Source organism: Roseofilum reptotaenium CS-1145 (assembly GCF_028330985.1).
GTDB classification, from domain to species: Bacteria; Cyanobacteriota; Cyanobacteriia; order Cyanobacteriales; family Desertifilaceae; genus Roseofilum; species Roseofilum reptotaenium.
This window is the reverse complement of record NZ_JAQMUE010000080.1, coordinates 13,907-27,614: the sequence shown is the minus strand read 5'-3', so window position 1 is coordinate 27,614 and position 13,708 is coordinate 13,907. Positions and strand designations below refer to the sequence as shown.

The 13,708-nt window shown below is 44.8% G+C and carries 19 protein-coding genes; 12 read left to right on the top strand and 7 right to left on the bottom strand.

Going from position 1 to position 13,708, the window contains the following annotated elements:
• Positions 1-83: 83 nt before the first annotated feature.
• The 4 genes from PN466_RS16145 to PN466_RS16130 all read left to right on the top strand — a co-directional run bounded on the left by PN466_RS16145 (position 84) and on the right by PN466_RS16130 (position 2,554).
• Positions 84-920, top strand: coding sequence for a hypothetical protein (locus tag PN466_RS16145; RefSeq protein ID WP_271940970.1), 837 nt, complete (start codon positions 84-86; stop codon positions 918-920).
• 64 nt (positions 921-984) lie between these two features.
• Entirely contained in the window at positions 985-1,359 is a 375-nt protein-coding gene (locus PN466_RS16140; protein WP_271940967.1) for a hypothetical protein, read from the top strand.
• Between the two features lie 282 nt (positions 1,360-1,641).
• Entirely contained in the window at positions 1,642-1,860 is a 219-nt protein-coding gene (locus tag PN466_RS16135; protein WP_271940964.1) for a hypothetical protein, read from the top strand.
• Positions 1,861-2,014: 154 nt separating this feature from the next.
• Complete coding sequence (locus PN466_RS16130; RefSeq protein ID WP_271940962.1) at positions 2,015-2,554, top strand: hypothetical protein; 540 nt, start codon at positions 2,015-2,017, stop codon at positions 2,552-2,554.
• Positions 2,555-2,605: 51 nt separating this feature from the next.
• Here the strand turns inward: PN466_RS16130 and PN466_RS16125 are convergent, their stop codons facing one another.
• The 3 genes from PN466_RS16125 to PN466_RS16115 all read right to left on the bottom strand — a co-directional run bounded on the left by PN466_RS16125 (position 2,606) and on the right by PN466_RS16115 (position 3,676).
• Positions 2,606-2,923: a hypothetical protein gene (locus tag PN466_RS16125; protein ID WP_271940959.1), complete on the bottom strand. Its 318-nt coding sequence runs from the start codon at positions 2,921-2,923 to the stop codon at positions 2,606-2,608.
• Positions 2,924-2,999: 76 nt separating this feature from the next.
• The gene (locus tag PN466_RS16120; RefSeq protein WP_271940958.1) at positions 3,000-3,452 is read right to left on the bottom strand and encodes a DUF3368 domain-containing protein; all 453 of its coding nucleotides are present in this window, start codon (positions 3,450-3,452) and stop codon (positions 3,000-3,002) included.
• A complete protein-coding gene (locus tag PN466_RS16115) occupies positions 3,449-3,676 on the bottom strand; it encodes a UPF0175 family protein (RefSeq protein WP_271940955.1) in 228 nt (75 codons plus the stop codon). The genes PN466_RS16120 and PN466_RS16115 overlap by 4 nt, the downstream gene beginning before the upstream one ends.
• Before the next feature lie 229 nt (positions 3,677-3,905).
• Between PN466_RS16115 and PN466_RS16110 the strand changes: the two genes are divergently transcribed.
• From PN466_RS16110 to PN466_RS16090, 5 genes are all read left to right on the top strand, one after another.
• Entirely contained in the window at positions 3,906-4,424 is a 519-nt protein-coding gene (locus PN466_RS16110) for a Ycf51 family protein (protein WP_271940952.1), read from the top strand.
• A gap of 16 nt (positions 4,425-4,440) precedes the next feature.
• Positions 4,441-5,586, top strand: coding sequence for an iron-containing alcohol dehydrogenase family protein (locus PN466_RS16105; RefSeq protein WP_271940950.1), 1,146 nt, complete (start codon positions 4,441-4,443; stop codon positions 5,584-5,586).
• Between the two features lie 127 nt (positions 5,587-5,713).
• Positions 5,714-6,202: a tellurite resistance TerB family protein gene (locus PN466_RS16100; protein WP_271940947.1), complete on the top strand. Its 489-nt coding sequence runs from the start codon at positions 5,714-5,716 to the stop codon at positions 6,200-6,202.
• Positions 6,203-6,524: 322 nt separating this feature from the next.
• Positions 6,525-6,686, top strand: coding sequence for a hypothetical protein (locus tag PN466_RS16095; protein ID WP_271940944.1), 162 nt, complete (start codon positions 6,525-6,527; stop codon positions 6,684-6,686).
• Between the two features lie 168 nt (positions 6,687-6,854).
• Positions 6,855-7,472, top strand: coding sequence for a hypothetical protein (locus PN466_RS16090; protein ID WP_271940942.1), 618 nt, complete (start codon positions 6,855-6,857; stop codon positions 7,470-7,472).
• Positions 7,473-7,786: 314 nt separating this feature from the next.
• Here PN466_RS16090 and dhaK read toward each other — a convergent pair whose 3' ends face one another.
• Together dhaK and dhaL are read right to left on the bottom strand one after the other, a co-directional pair.
• Entirely contained in the window at positions 7,787-8,815 is a 1,029-nt protein-coding gene (dhaK, locus tag PN466_RS16085) for a dihydroxyacetone kinase subunit DhaK (RefSeq protein WP_271940940.1), read from the bottom strand.
• Positions 8,816-8,968: 153 nt separating this feature from the next.
• Positions 8,969-9,607, bottom strand: a complete 639-nt coding sequence (gene dhaL / locus PN466_RS16080; protein WP_271940937.1) for a dihydroxyacetone kinase subunit DhaL — start codon at positions 9,605-9,607, stop codon at positions 8,969-8,971.
• A gap of 715 nt (positions 9,608-10,322) precedes the next feature.
• Here dhaL and PN466_RS16075 point away from each other — a divergent pair.
• The 3 genes from PN466_RS16075 (at position 10,323) to PN466_RS16065 (ending at position 11,862) form a co-directional block, all read left to right on the top strand.
• Positions 10,323-10,928, top strand: a complete 606-nt coding sequence (locus PN466_RS16075; RefSeq protein WP_271940934.1) for a hypothetical protein — start codon at positions 10,323-10,325, stop codon at positions 10,926-10,928.
• A gap of 307 nt (positions 10,929-11,235) precedes the next feature.
• Entirely contained in the window at positions 11,236-11,514 is a 279-nt protein-coding gene (locus PN466_RS16070) for a type II toxin-antitoxin system RelE/ParE family toxin (protein WP_271940932.1), read from the top strand.
• Between the two features lie 33 nt (positions 11,515-11,547).
• Positions 11,548-11,862: a HigA family addiction module antitoxin gene (locus PN466_RS16065; RefSeq protein WP_271940929.1), complete on the top strand. Its 315-nt coding sequence runs from the start codon at positions 11,548-11,550 to the stop codon at positions 11,860-11,862.
• Positions 11,863-12,046: 184 nt separating this feature from the next.
• Here the strand turns inward: PN466_RS16065 and PN466_RS16060 are convergent, their stop codons facing one another.
• Positions 12,047-12,835 (bottom strand): HAD-IA family hydrolase, encoded by a 789-nt coding sequence (locus PN466_RS16060; RefSeq protein WP_271940926.1) that lies wholly within the window; start codon positions 12,833-12,835, stop codon positions 12,047-12,049.
• Complete coding sequence (locus PN466_RS16055) at positions 12,832-13,683, bottom strand: class II fructose-bisphosphate aldolase (protein WP_271940923.1); 852 nt, start codon at positions 13,681-13,683, stop codon at positions 12,832-12,834. The genes PN466_RS16060 and PN466_RS16055 overlap by 4 nt, the downstream gene beginning before the upstream one ends.
• Between the last annotated feature and the right edge of the window lie 25 nt (positions 13,684-13,708).

The following is a 13,708-nucleotide window of genomic DNA, read 5'->3' as shown; positions in this document are numbered from 1 at the left end:
GAAGGCTGGAATCCATCAATAATCTGTACTTCAGCCGTTCGAGAACCGCTATCTGAAGAAAATCATTTGGAGGAAATTAAGCAATGAGATTTCCTAAGTGGCTTAAAAAATCGTCTTCGGAACATAAAAAAATTCCCCCAGAGGATGAAAGGCGAATCATACAAAGATTTGAAGAATTCTCATCGCAGATTCCGATCGTACCGGAAATTCTGCCCAGGGTTACCTTTGATGCAACGATCGGTTATTTCGAGAGCGATCGGCCATCCAATCCTGTCCCTACTAAGGGTGTGATGATTTGTCAAAAGCATCGCGAAGGCTACCAATTAGCACAGTTATTTTTGGATGAAAATAATCAGTTAATTGTCCGTCGCGATGGCAGCCCTTATGGTCGGCAGTTAGTGGCCAGGGAACTTGATGACAAACTCTGGGATAGTTTCGATAAAACTTCATCAGTATTGGTTATAGAACTTGGGAACTACCAGCCCAAGACACCCGTTATCGAACCTGAAGTGATTCCGGTTTCCGATGAAATTCAATTAACAGTGAAAGGCCTTCCTTCAGAGTTAAGCGAAGAAGAACGTCAATCAGTTTTTGAAAGCTTAGTTCGTAATACGTTATTGCGGGTAACTAAGCAAAGCTACCAAGCTGGTGAAAAGATTCACCAAGGTAAATTTAGCTTGAAAGTTAAGGGCATCGCCTATGAAATCATGTTTTCTCTAGATGCAATTCAGGCGATCGCTGCTTTACAAATTTACAAAGATGCTTTTGAAAAGATAAAGCAAGGAGCCAAAGAAGGAATTTACGATCTAGATTTAGCTGAATCGGCAGCTCAATATATCAAAGAATCTGCTTGGGATGAAGTCAGAGATTTAATTTACCCGAAAATTTCACAACCGAAATCTCATAATATGGGCGATTGACCTGGAAAATGCGATCTATAAATGGACAGATTGGTTATATAGATGTACTGAAGGAGTCACAACAATGGGAGTAGTTACAGAAAAAATTGGCGATGGCATTGAAATGATGATAGAAGGCTTGCCTCAAGCAAGCATAACTCCAGCAGTTCAAGCGAAAGCTGCTTTAACGATTGCACAACATGGAATTCCTATGGGAGTCGATCTCGGTGTAGGTATTCTTGGAGGAATTCGTGAAGCTACATTAAAAATTGGTAGTCAATACTATAAGCTAAAATATTCAATTCGTGTCATGCGGGTTCTAACAGCTTTCGAGATTTACAATGAAGCAATTCAGTGGATTGAATTTAAAAAGGGGTCGGGTGGTGTAGATACACAACTCGCTGATAACACTATTAATTACTTAAGGATTGATTTTCAGAATCAAATCTCTAAAAGATAGTGACCTGATATAGATGCAATGGTGCGTTACGGCGGATTTCGGGCGAATCGATCGCTCCACCAGATTATTTCCGCCTAACACACCCTACTGGACTGTTTCATCTAATTTGATGCATTAGATTTCGTTTGTAGTGAGGGCTTTAGCACTCTCTAGCTAGGTTTTTAAGCACTCTTCGTGCTTACTACAAACAAAGCACTATTTTAGCTGAAACAGTCCACTACAGCATCTTTTTCAAAATATAACCCTGGTATTGCTCGTTAATTAAAATTAAAAATTTATCGAATGAGTAGAAAAACTATAAATTTAGGAAACGATGTAGAATTGATTTTGGATGAACCCAATGAATTATCTTCTATAGATCGTCCCTTATTAGTTACATCAGCCCTTGTGGAAGCCTTCTCCACTACCACAACTCTTAGTCGGGGAACGCGAACTGGATTCTTACCCCTGAAAATCGGTGCCAAAATTTATCAGATCTATTATCAAATTCGAGTCAACTGAATCATCAATGCTTTAACGGCATATTCCGAGGCGATTAATCATATTGAACAAAATCCCCATCTTTACGATCGCCGTTTGGCTAGTCAAGCAATTACAGTATTACGTGATTGTTGTCAAGAGCGCATGAAATCATAAATCACGCCATTCAATCAACATGAGCGATCGAAATAGAATCAATAAAGTCTTAAAAGCTCTACAAGAAGGAACCGAGGCAGTTCGCCGGAATTCCAGCGAACAGAATTACCAGAGATACGAAAGAAAAATCAAACAAGCTGGTCAAAGAACTAATCCTTGGCTTTGGTTTATCTGCGTCACAACTGTTGTAGCAATGCTAGTGTTTTTCTTTTCTTTGCTGGCTCAAAAAGATCCATCTATAAAAACGACTAAAATAAAAAATATGTATAAATTTCCCCTGAGTATTTGCGGCGATGTATCAGCGGGGGGAACTAATATTTGGTATCCAGTTTATATAGATTATAATGCCAGCAATTTTCAGAGAATAAGTAAAAATTTCTGCTGCGATGCTTACTATAATCAATCGTTTGGGGTAATTCAAGTCGCTTCATTTTATAGTCGTTCTAGAGCTGATAACCTGGTGCGAGAACTGAAATCGAATAATTTTAAAAGCGCCACAGTTGGTGAGGGACAGGTGGTGACAACAAGACCTTCATCTAATAGAAACAATTGCAGGTAGAGCGATCTGTATGGGTAGTGCGATGACTGTGCCGACCTCAATTTTCTATGGTTATGGGATGTGCAAGCTTAAGTCCTGACTGACATATTCTAAACTCTTGAGACTCTTAATTTTTTCCTCCAGTTCTAAAAAAAACTGATATTCTCCCATCCACTCGACATATTCTAAGTCTCCACCTTCCATATCTTCTGCTGCGAGTGTATCCTGGAACTGGCTCGATCGCTGTTGATATTTCTCTTCAAAATAATCCAGCCGCTTTCTGGCAAGTCTTTGGCTGTTTTCTAACCGACAGAGTTCGGCAGAGATCGCCTTTTTAACCAGTTCCCTCACTCCCTCTGGGTTATCGGTTTTGAAAATAATTTCTGCCATTTTGTCACCGCTTCATACTTTCCTCTTTCAGTATACAGCCATCTCGGAATTGCGATCGCTCACAATTGCCAACGATTTATCCTTCTCCTACCAACTTCAAAGCTTCTACTTTCAAAGCCTCAGTGAGATAAAATCCATTAACTTGTAATTCATCCAGAAGCAGCTTGAGACATGAAATGAGTCCAGCTTGTTTTGCTTTAACTAAAACACCCACAGTGCCAATCATAGAAATTCCCAGATTTTTAGCCACAGATCGGGCTTGTCGGTCATCCAGAATAATCTGGAATCCTCTTTCATAAGCCAGAGCGATCGCCTCAGCTTCCCCCTCATCAACCAGTATTTTTATCGCCCCCACCATCCCCAAATCTGATGGTTTTTCTACCTGAAGCCAAGGCAGATAAATCCCAAACTCTGCTTGTACAACTTGGGGAATTATAATTTCCTGAAAAAGCGCCGGAAGCAAATCTAGATGGCCAATTCTTTCTAGCCCAATTAAACAAGTGCTATCGGTAATCACTACTGAATTCATAACCCAACTTCCTCGCGCAATTCTTCGGGGGAATAGGCAAACACGGGAATGCGATCTTTGCCTAAAATTTCTATAAAACTTCGCTTAGAATACCCGGCTAAATTAGCAGCTTTTCCCAGGGATACCTTACCCACTTCATAGAGTTTGATGGCTAAAAGGACTTTTGCTTCATCCTCAGATAAGCCTGGGGGTAGACTTACTTTTAACTCGATTGTGTTCATCATAGTAGTCTGTATCCAATAATTTAAAAAGAATCTGAATTTGATATCGATCGCGATTATAACGTACCGATCGCGATCGCCTCTTGCCACACCCAAAGTGGATCGGAACCCCCGACGATCGCTAAATCCCCTTCGACCACGCCATCTGTGATTTCACTAGCGATCGTCACTCAGGAATCTCTCAATGGCCTATGATAAGTTTTGGCTAAACATAACTTAAGATAATATTGCCATGCCCACAACCGCAGATTTTTTACAGGCTTCTGAGTGGTTCGCGATCGCCACCGGAGTCACTATTGCCTTTACCGTCCTTTGCTTTATCTTCAAGTGGGGGTTTCGCTTCCGCTTTGTCGGTGTGAGTTCGTTTATGGTAGTCTTAACCGTCAGTGTATTTGCCTTGAGCTTAGTGCCCTTTACCCGAACTGTCGTTCCTGGATCGGTGCATTACTCTCTGGTGTTCGACAATGGTGCAACTCATACCGTGATTGCCGTACCGCCCCAAATTACGGAATCGGAATTAGAAGCAACTCTTAAACAAGCAGCCATTAACCTCTTTTCCTATGGGCGACCGACAACAGAGGGCGATCTCCCCACTGTACTGGCACGCACTATTATCCACCCCGAACCCCAAATATCCGAACCGATCTATTTAGGAAAAGCTGAACAATCGGTCTATCAGGAAGAGCGAGACATTAAAGTAGAGATTAACCAACAACAACTAAACCGGCTTCAGACTTTAAATCCTTCTTAATTAGGAGATGCTATAGATGATCCAATCCACCCCATTAACTTCTGACTCTACAACTTTGCTGCGCTCGATCGCTCCAGTAACCAGTCGGATAACCATTCATGTAGCCCCAGCGCGAGTGATCCGAGGATCGCAGATTTTAGACGAATGTGGCCCAGAATTAGCGGCTTTAGGCCAGCGTCCCTTGGTGATTGGGGGAGATCGCTCTTTGAGTGCGATTAAAGAGCGTCTATTTCCCGTTCTTCAAGACCAAGGGTTAACGGCTCAAACGGCTTCCTATCTCCCGGACTGTAGCGAAACTTCTTTAGAAACCCTACGCCAAGCGGTAGCCGATCATCAAGCTGATTTTATTATTGGTGTTGGTGGGGGTAAAGCCTTAGATACGGCCAAACTGGTTGCCCATCAATGCCATCTGGCGATCGCTACCCTACCTACTTCTGGAGCAACCTGTGCCGCTTGGACTGCTCTCTCGAATGTCTATTCTAATCAGGGGGCATTTCTCTATGATGTTCCTCTAGAGCGCTGTCCCGATCTACTGATCCTAGATTACAATCTGATGCTCACTGCTCCGAAGCGGACATTAGTTGCTGGAATTGGAGATGCGATCGCCAAATGGTATGAATCTTCTGTGAGTAGCGGTCATTCGGAACAGACTTTAATTATCGCTGCCGTGCAACAAGCTAGAGTTCTGCGCGATATCCTCTTGCAACATTCCCTAGAAGGACTGCAAAATCCTGGCAGCGAGACCTGGCAACACATTGTCGATGCTTGCGTGTTGATGGCGGGAGTCAGTGGAGGCTTGGGAGGCGCTCAATGTCGCACCGTAGCTGCTCATGCCGTGCATAATGGCTTAACTCATATTTGCACCAACCATAAAACTCTCCATGGGGAGAAAGTTGCCTATGGCATTTTGGTGCAACTGCGCCTAGAAGAAATGATTCAAAATAATCATTTAGCTCTCTCTGCTCGCCAACAGTTGATTCAGTTTTACGATCAAATTGGTTTACCCAAAACCTTAGAAGACTTGGGTTTAGCGGAGGTGACGTTAGCTCAATTGCGACAAGCGGCGGCGATCGCCTGTGCTGAATCTTCGGATATCCATCATCTTCCCTTTGCCGTAAATCCAGATCAGTTGGTGGCAGCCATGGTTTCTACCCTGAATTAAAGGGAATAGGGAATAGGAAAAACCGGGTTTTCCCTCTTACTTCTTGCCTTTTGCCTCCCCAATTGCCTATACCCTCTCGATTATGGTAATAATGTGAAATTACAATTCACCACCAAAAGGAGATTTTATGGCTGTGCAACCCCCACCCCCTCCTCCCATTACGCCCCGTCAGATGAATGTATTGCGTGTGGTTACGGCCATGGCATGGTCTGATGGGGAGTTAGCCACTGAAGAAGTGGATGTGATGCTCGATCGCTTTAGTCAATTGTTTGCTCCCGGAAACTCAACACAACAGGAAGCACTGAAACAAGAGTTACGGGATTATATGATGCAAAATTTGCCTCTGGAGGAGTTAATTCCGAAGTTAGAGACAGTTGAAGAGCGTAAAGTTGCTTTGAAATTGGGGTATCAAGTGATTGCCTCTAGCGCCCGTACTCCTGATGAAGATTTGATTAATGCTGAAGAGGAAGAAGCCTATAAAAAGTTGGTTGAATTGGTGAATTTGCCCCCAGAAGAAGCTACGACGATTGCCCAAGAAGCAGCCGTAGAGATAGCTAAAGACCAAACAATGGTAGAAACTCTGACTCAGGAATTGGCTAAATTTTTTGAGGCGTAAATCCGTAGAATTGTTGAGATAAAGGGCGATCGCTGGCTTAGGACTGTGATGTAAGCGGCGATCGCTCCTTCCTTTCTTGAAAAGACAGCCCCAGCTTGGAATATCGTGAGATCGCGTGGGCAAAACTGCGAGTCCCAGCATCGGTTTTGATGGGCGATCAGACAAAACACTCTAACTCGAAAAAATCCAGAAATTGCGCCTTGAGATCGTCTTGAGGGTAGAAGGGCAAAAAGCTTCTCGGTCCTGCAAGCTTCGGCTAAAAAACCTGAAGGCTGCAAGCAAGGATAGCGACGTTATTCATTCAAGACGTTCAAGACTTGGATTGTATGCGATCGCTCCTCTTGCAAGAGAAAACAACGCCCTTTGCCACACGAATTTTGGCCCTGTGCTGGCGTATTTGGAGGAACACCCGGGATGGCGATCGGGCGATCGTTTACACGGATGGTTATCCTCCTTGCCCCGCATCGCCCCAGAATCGGCTTAGATTCTGTGGTTGTTTGTTAGCGAGGAGAATTCCCGGAGTTGTTATCCAAATCTACAGCACCTGGGGCAGGGAGCCTATCTGAAAGCCAATGGCGCATCCGTAGCTTGGTTCGCGATACGCTATGACCTAATATCTAGTAATTTAGTTAGAAAAGTAAGGAGAGATAAGATGCCAACAATCACAGTCAATAACAACATTCCACAGCAACAATGCCCAAATTATGTGGTAATTGGTGGTGGCCAACAGGTTAAGTATGCGAATAATGGGAACACAATTGCAATTGCTAACACAGGGCCTGGCATATATGGATATGGTTGGATTGAGGGACAGAATTCGATCGCATCATTTGGATATACAAGCTGCACAGGAATCATCACCAGACATGACAATGGAAGAATCACTTTAGCTCATGTATTTCCTGATGGGTATTCCACTATTCAAAAAAATGCCTACAAGGAATGGTTGAACAACCAAGTCGGGGGACAGATACAAAACATTTGGTTAGTAGGTGGAAAAAATAGCCAGAATCCAAATGATTTTAGTTACTATATTCCTGCGCAATATAACGGTGACTTGGTTTATATTGGACCCATAAAAATAAATAACCAAACTTTCAACGCGATAGATGTCCTGTGTACTCCAAATGCCATCACAATAAGGTGTCGTCCACAACAGTATAATAATTGGTCAAATGGCTTTGTAGCAGATGGTGCTGCGTTCAATAATAACTTCAGGAACAATAATGGGAACCCTTTTTTAGGTGCAGTCAGGCAATTTCAGATTTAAAAGGGTCTGGTCAGAAACAGTTGGTACGGGGAGATACTCGCGGGGTGCAGGGCGAAGTATGCGGAGAGGAAGTATATCTTTTATGCCATAATCTGTCGCCCGAATCCTTCGCTCCTATAGGGGGATGCGACAGACAGGAGAACCCAGAAACGATCGGCGGGTTTTGACCACACCCACTTTAAAACCCTTGCAAATCCTCAACATGGGTTTTGATGGGCGATCGCACAGAAACCGGGTTTCTTTGAAAAATCTTCACTCTTCTTGCAAAAATTGTCATAGAAACCCGGTTTCTTCATTTGATATCTCTAAAATCTCTAAAATACCCGAATTGGAATCTCGGCTGGTGCCAACAACAAATCTTTCAACTCATCATCCACCTTACACAAGGTAATTGACATCCCAGCCATTTCCAATGAGGTGCAATATTCGCCCACATAGCTGCGCCACACTTTGATACCTTTGGCTTCCAACTGTTCGTGAGCATAGCCATACAGCAGATAAAGTTCGGAAATTGGCGTACCCCCTAAACCATTGATCATCAACGCCACTTCATCGCCATTATTAAAGATGGGGGCAGCGGTTTCGGTTTCTGAGATTGGCTTGGCATCGGTGAGAATAGCTTCCAACATGCGATCGACGATTTCATTGGCGCTGGTTAATTTTTCCCGCGCTCGACCCGGTTCCCCATGAATGCCGACACCCATCTCAACTTCATCTTCTGCTAGGGTGAAAATGGGTTCGCCTTTGGCTGGGGGAGTGCAGCCCGTCAACGCCATTCCCATAGAACGAATCACATCATTGACGCGATCGCCGAGAGCGACCAATTCATCTAGGGAAGCGCCTTTTTCTGCTGCCGCGCCAACCGCTTTGATGACAAAGAAGTTGCCCGCCACACCACGCCGACCGACCGTGTAGAGGCTGTCTTTAACCGCGACATCATCATCGACAAAAATAGTTTTTACTGTAATTCCTTCATCTTCCAATTCTTCAGCGGCATCGCGGAAAGCCGCTCGATCGCCCGTATAGTTGTTGACAATATGCAACACCCCTTTGGCGGAGTTGAGCTGTTTGGAAGACTCGACGACATAATCAATGGGCGGAGCCGAAAAAACATCCCCCGGACAGGCCCCGTCAAGCATCCCCTGGCCGACAATCATCACATGGGCTGGCTCGTGACCGGAACCGGAACCCTGAATGATCGAGACTTTATTATCATTGGGAGCATCGGCTCGCATAATCAGGTTGTAGTCGGGGACATATTTAACCTTACCTGGATTAGCCAGCTCGATTCCCTTGAGCATTTCGGGAACAAATTGCTTGGGATTATTAACAAATTTCTTCATTTATTTTTTTCCTCCGATTGATGACCACTGATGTGCCAACCCCACGAGTCTGATCAAGCTTACCCTTGAGGTCAGTTAAATTTCTTTGACTGTGTAAGTCAGATCTTAAGATCATTAGTTGCTCATTCTGAGTCAGAAATGATTTTAAGATCCTTAAGATTTCGCCCAGGCAGTGGCGACATTTTCAAACATCACAGCTACAGCTACTGCACCAGCATCATAAGTATCTTTACTGCGATCGCCCGTGTAGGCTGCGCGACCTCGTTTGGCGACCCAAGCTTTCGTAATTTCTGCCTGCTCTCGTGCTACTTTAGCCGCTGCATCGATCGCGTTTTGAGTATTGCCGCCATTGGCTATTGTTTGCTCAAAAGCATCTGCCCCTGGGACTAAGGCATCGAGCAGGGTTTTGTCGCCTAGGTTCGCTCCCCCGCGATCCATAATTCCATCTGCCGCAGCGCGAAACATCGTGACAACATCTTCAGCGGTTAGCATTTCTTTACCGTTAATGCTCTTGCCCGCACAACGAAAAGCCGCTCGCCAAATTGAACCGGACGTGCCGCCAATATTTCTGGAGATAATTTTGGCACATCCGAGCAGAAAACCCTCACCGCTACTGCGATCTATTTCGTCCCATTGTGACAAAATGGCACTAAAGCCGCTTTCCAGGGAGGTGCCGAAGTCCCCATCACCGACCACACCATCCAACTCAGTAAAATATTTTTCGTTATCAATGGATGTTTGGGCGATGGTTCGCACCACCAGTTCTATATTCTCTAAACTACTTCGCGCCATCTTTCTCTCCGATACTTTTTGACTAACACTAACGTTCCCAATATACGTTGCCACGCTCGTCATCCAGATACACATTGACAACCCCAGCTTCCATCTCGAACTGAGCCCCAAAATCAGTGTTCGTCCAATAGACGCGACCACCTCGCTCGTCCTCCATATAGTCGAGTGAAGTGTCTTGAATAAACCGTGAGTGAACTCCGTCGTACCAGGTGATTCCCACGATTCGGAGCGTAACGCCTGGTCGATCTACAACAAATGTCGAGCGTGTGGAAAACAGACAGGGCATTGCTGTGACTGCCTGCTTGGGGTCATAGGGAATGTACTCGCAATACGATCTTCTATCCACCTCTGCGGCACGAGAAGATTGCATGATGCCAAGTCCCAGACTGAAGAAAGTGAGGAGTCCTAGAGAGAGTTGTTTGAGTTTTTTCCTGTTCATGAGAGAAATACAAGTATCGACGAACTGCTTCTCAGTCTAATACGGTTCTAGCTTCCGGCGTTTTGAAAAAAGCCGTCAGTTAGACGGTTTTAGCCTGTGGACTGGTTGAAGCCGACTTCAAAGCGAGTGAAGCAGGAAGTAAGCTCCAAAGATGGCCATGTGTGGGTAACTTTGGGTAAGTCTTATTTAACGGAAATATCCAAAGTGATAGAATTCAGTTGTCCCGAACCTATAATTGTCTCGCGAACCCAGGTTCAACGCCTTCAATAGCCCCCCATGTCCTACAGCAGCTTTAAAACCCTTGCCAGCGTCCAAAGTGCCTTTGGACTCGAGCTTGACGAAAGCCAAAATCTTTTTGCTCAAACCAAACCACGTCAGCCTAGCGACTACCTAGCAATCTCCCTAGCAGAAAATGTGTCCCTCGCTAATGCAGTCAACACTGAAAAAGCTCGGTCTGAACTGATTATCGCTCCCGTTCTACTCGAAATTCGGCGCAGCTTTCAGGGGCAAGTGGGCTTCTTTTCCGGGACTGAATTCAGCGTCGAACCAGAAAAGGGATTGCACGGCTATTGCGATTATATTTTAACGGCTTCATCAGAGATTTATGAAATAAAAGCACCCATAATCGCTGTAGTAGAAGCCAAAAATGAAAATATCAAAGGTGGACTAGCCCAATGCCTTGCCGAGATGGTGGCAGTGAGGGAATTCAATGCAGCAACTAATCATATTGGTCTAATTCTCGGTGCAGTCACGACCGGAACACTGTGGAAATTTTTGACCTTAAATGGCCAAGTCGCTGCCATCGATCTGGATGAGTATTACATCAAGGAAGTTGCTAAAATTCTTGGCATCTTAGCAACTCCTCTTCAGCAATTCATTTGAACTTAGAGCTAGAGGTGTACCAGGAGGTGTACCAGGTAGACCCTTTCGGGAGTTGGTTTGGCTCAAAGGCTACCCATACATTGATTACAGCAAATGGGGCTGCGATGATGGATTGACAACTTGTATTGGGATGATGCTAAGATATGATATATCTAATACAAATACCCCGCCCCGCCAACAAACCACCAACAACAATCCTTTGCTGAACCGAACACCATTGTAGCAAGCTTCTCCCTCCTAGCGAGTCTGTTTTATTAAAAAAATACAGTAACAACCGATACCAAAAGCTAAGTCTAGGATGAAATGAATGATTCAAACCTTTAAAAATAAAGCCCTTGACAAACTGTTTAAAGAAAATATTAATAAAGGAGTGCCACCAGATCTTGAAAAGAAAATCAGAATCAGATTAGAGGTAATAGATTCAGCCTTAATATTAGAAGATATGAGATTGCCAGGTTATGATTTACATAAACTAAAAGGAGATAGAAAAGAAACTTGGTCAATTAAAGTATCGGCAAATTGGCGAATCACATTTAAATTTGAAGATGGCAATGCTTATGAGGTAAATCTCGAAGATTATCATTAAAAGCCTAGATGATTTAATTAGGGAAAATGAATTATGGTACAAAAATTGCAAAACAAAATACAGGATAGACCAGAAAGACCCGTACATCCCGGAGAAGTTCTTGCAGATATTCTGGAAGATTTAGAGATTAATCAGAGACAATTTGCAGAGATTCTAGGAGTAACTCCTGAAATCGTTAATGAGATTATTCAAGGCAAACAACCAATTACAGTTGATTTAGCGATTAGAATTGGTAAAGCTTTAGGGAATGGTCATAGATTGTGGTTAGATCTACAGCAAAAAATTGATGTTTGGGACGCTTTGCAAATTCATAAAGAAGAATACGATCGCGTTTTAACATTAGTATAATCGCTACTATCTCTTTTGCAAAAGTGACATGCTCCCAAAGGTAGCTTTCAGCTTTGCTGGGCGATCGGACTCGTACCAAGCGTCCATGGTGCGCAGGGCAGGGTAACGGGCCAATAATACTCGATGCTCAAACCTGCCCACCCTACGATGGATGCAAAAGTGACTTTCGTTGATGAAAATTTTCTTATGCCTGGCGATCGCGCCAAACCTGCTCCAGGTCATCTACGGTAAAATACCCCTGTGGTTGAACATTCGTCCGATTTTGACCGATCGCGATCGCCTCGTTCCCAGGTTCTCCGAAATCCGACAACACTAATGCCGCTTCACTGAAATCCTCATTGTTGGTCAACTCATTGTATGTGACGATACAGGTCATCCGGGCAGCAGTGGCAGCCAGCAAACCATTGCGCGTATCTTCTACAACTACACAGTGAGCTGGGTCTAAGTTCAATTTTTCCACTGCCAGATTGTAAACATCTGGGGCAGGTTTTTTGGCTTTGACCATATCGCCGGCAAAAACTCCGGCGAATTGACGAGCCAGTTCAACCCCCATGACGTGGCGCAGCACTGCCTCTACGGAAGCGATCGCAGAAGTCGAACAAACGGCGAGGAGCCAACCCTTGGCCAAAGCTGCCTGGGCTAGGCGTTTGACACCAGGACGACCGGGAATTGCCCCGTTTGCGATCGCCTGCTTATAAATTTCCGTTTTGCGCTTGTGCCAACCCATGACAATATTCCACCAGGCTGACTCCGACTCTGGAACCGGGTACACAGCCCGAAAATCCTCATCTTTGGCCAAGCTGAACATGCGCTCTTTGCCGCCGCCAATTTTAACTTTCTGGGCATATTGTTCCAGGCTCCATTGCCAATTGATGCCCTGTTCGCGCCACATTTGGTTGAAGGCGACTAAATGCCCATCTCGCTCGGTGTCAGCCAACACGCCATCGCAATCAAAGATTAGTGCTTTTTTCATGCCTTTCCTTCGCTGCCAAACAACTTACAATAATGCTGCGTCAATTTCATCACTTCACTATGGACCGCCCCAACCAGTTTCAAGGGATTGTATTCGGTGGGTCGCTCTTCGAGGTAAGTGCGGAAGCGATCGGCGTAAGCTTGCTTGAGTGCGGTGGAGATATTCACCTTAGCTGTACCCAGACTAATCAGTCTTAAAAAGACATCATCGCTCAGACCGCTGCCTCCATGCAGAACCATTGGGGTCTGGGTCGCTTCTACTATCTGCTCCATGCGATCGTAGCGAATTTGTGGGGTCGCTTTGTAAAAACCGTGTGCGGTGCCAATAGCGGGTGCATAACAGTAAATCCCAGTTTCCTTGACAAACGCGATTGCCTGTTCAATAGAAATCAGTTGCCCTTCGGTATCGCTCCCGATGTCATCTTCAACACCTGCCACCGCGACCACTTCCCCTTCTACATGAGCGCCGTACTGAGCCGCATATTTGGTGATTTCTTGAGTGGTGCGAAAGTTTTCCTCAAAAGAGAACCCCGAACCATCAAAGAGTACCGCATTCCAGCCCAACCGGAGGCATTCTTTAACGATTTCGGGGTCGGGGCAGTGATCCAAATGGAGGCTTACGGGGACTGAGGCTCGTTCGGCCATGTTGCTAAACATATCCTGGATCACTTTGGCTCCCCAGAATTTAATCGTTTTAACTGAGATTTGAATAATCAAGGGGGAGCGAGATGCCTCAGCCCCCTTAATCAAGCCATCCATCGTAATATCATCGAAAGCATTAAATGCCGGAACCCCGTACCGGTTTTCAAAGGCCGGGTTCATAATTTTGGGTAGGGTGACAACAGTCATTTTTTTCTCCTTTCTGTATGAGGTA

Coding starts and splice junctions, on each gene's coding strand:
- PN466_RS16145 (WP_271940970.1), top strand. CDS start 84: ATGAGATTTCCTAAGTGGCTTAAAAAATCGTCTTCGGAACATAAAAAA.
- PN466_RS16140 (WP_271940967.1), top strand. CDS start 985: ATGGGAGTAGTTACAGAAAAAATTGGCGATGGCATTGAAATGATGATA.
- PN466_RS16135 (WP_271940964.1), top strand. CDS start 1,642: ATGAGTAGAAAAACTATAAATTTAGGAAACGATGTAGAATTGATTTTG.
- PN466_RS16130 (WP_271940962.1), top strand. CDS start 2,015: ATGAGCGATCGAAATAGAATCAATAAAGTCTTAAAAGCTCTACAAGAA.
- PN466_RS16125 (WP_271940959.1), bottom strand. CDS start 2,923: ATGGCAGAAATTATTTTCAAAACCGATAACCCAGAGGGAGTGAGGGAA.
- PN466_RS16120 (WP_271940958.1), bottom strand. CDS start 3,452: ATGAATTCAGTAGTGATTACCGATAGCACTTGTTTAATTGGGCTAGAA.
- PN466_RS16115 (WP_271940955.1), bottom strand. CDS start 3,676: ATGATGAACACAATCGAGTTAAAAGTAAGTCTACCCCCAGGCTTATCT.
- PN466_RS16110 (WP_271940952.1), top strand. CDS start 3,906: ATGCCCACAACCGCAGATTTTTTACAGGCTTCTGAGTGGTTCGCGATC.
- PN466_RS16105 (WP_271940950.1), top strand. CDS start 4,441: ATGATCCAATCCACCCCATTAACTTCTGACTCTACAACTTTGCTGCGC.
- PN466_RS16100 (WP_271940947.1), top strand. CDS start 5,714: ATGGCTGTGCAACCCCCACCCCCTCCTCCCATTACGCCCCGTCAGATG.
- PN466_RS16090 (WP_271940942.1), top strand. CDS start 6,855: ATGCCAACAATCACAGTCAATAACAACATTCCACAGCAACAATGCCCA.
- dhaK (WP_271940940.1), bottom strand. CDS start 8,815: ATGAAGAAATTTGTTAATAATCCCAAGCAATTTGTTCCCGAAATGCTC.
- dhaL (WP_271940937.1), bottom strand. CDS start 9,607: ATGGCGCGAAGTAGTTTAGAGAATATAGAACTGGTGGTGCGAACCATC.
- PN466_RS16075 (WP_271940934.1), top strand. CDS start 10,323: ATGTCCTACAGCAGCTTTAAAACCCTTGCCAGCGTCCAAAGTGCCTTT.
- PN466_RS16070 (WP_271940932.1), top strand. CDS start 11,236: ATGATTCAAACCTTTAAAAATAAAGCCCTTGACAAACTGTTTAAAGAA.
- PN466_RS16065 (WP_271940929.1), top strand. CDS start 11,548: ATGGTACAAAAATTGCAAAACAAAATACAGGATAGACCAGAAAGACCC.
- PN466_RS16060 (WP_271940926.1), bottom strand. CDS start 12,835: ATGAAAAAAGCACTAATCTTTGATTGCGATGGCGTGTTGGCTGACACC.
- PN466_RS16055 (WP_271940923.1), bottom strand. CDS start 13,683: ATGACTGTTGTCACCCTACCCAAAATTATGAACCCGGCCTTTGAAAAC.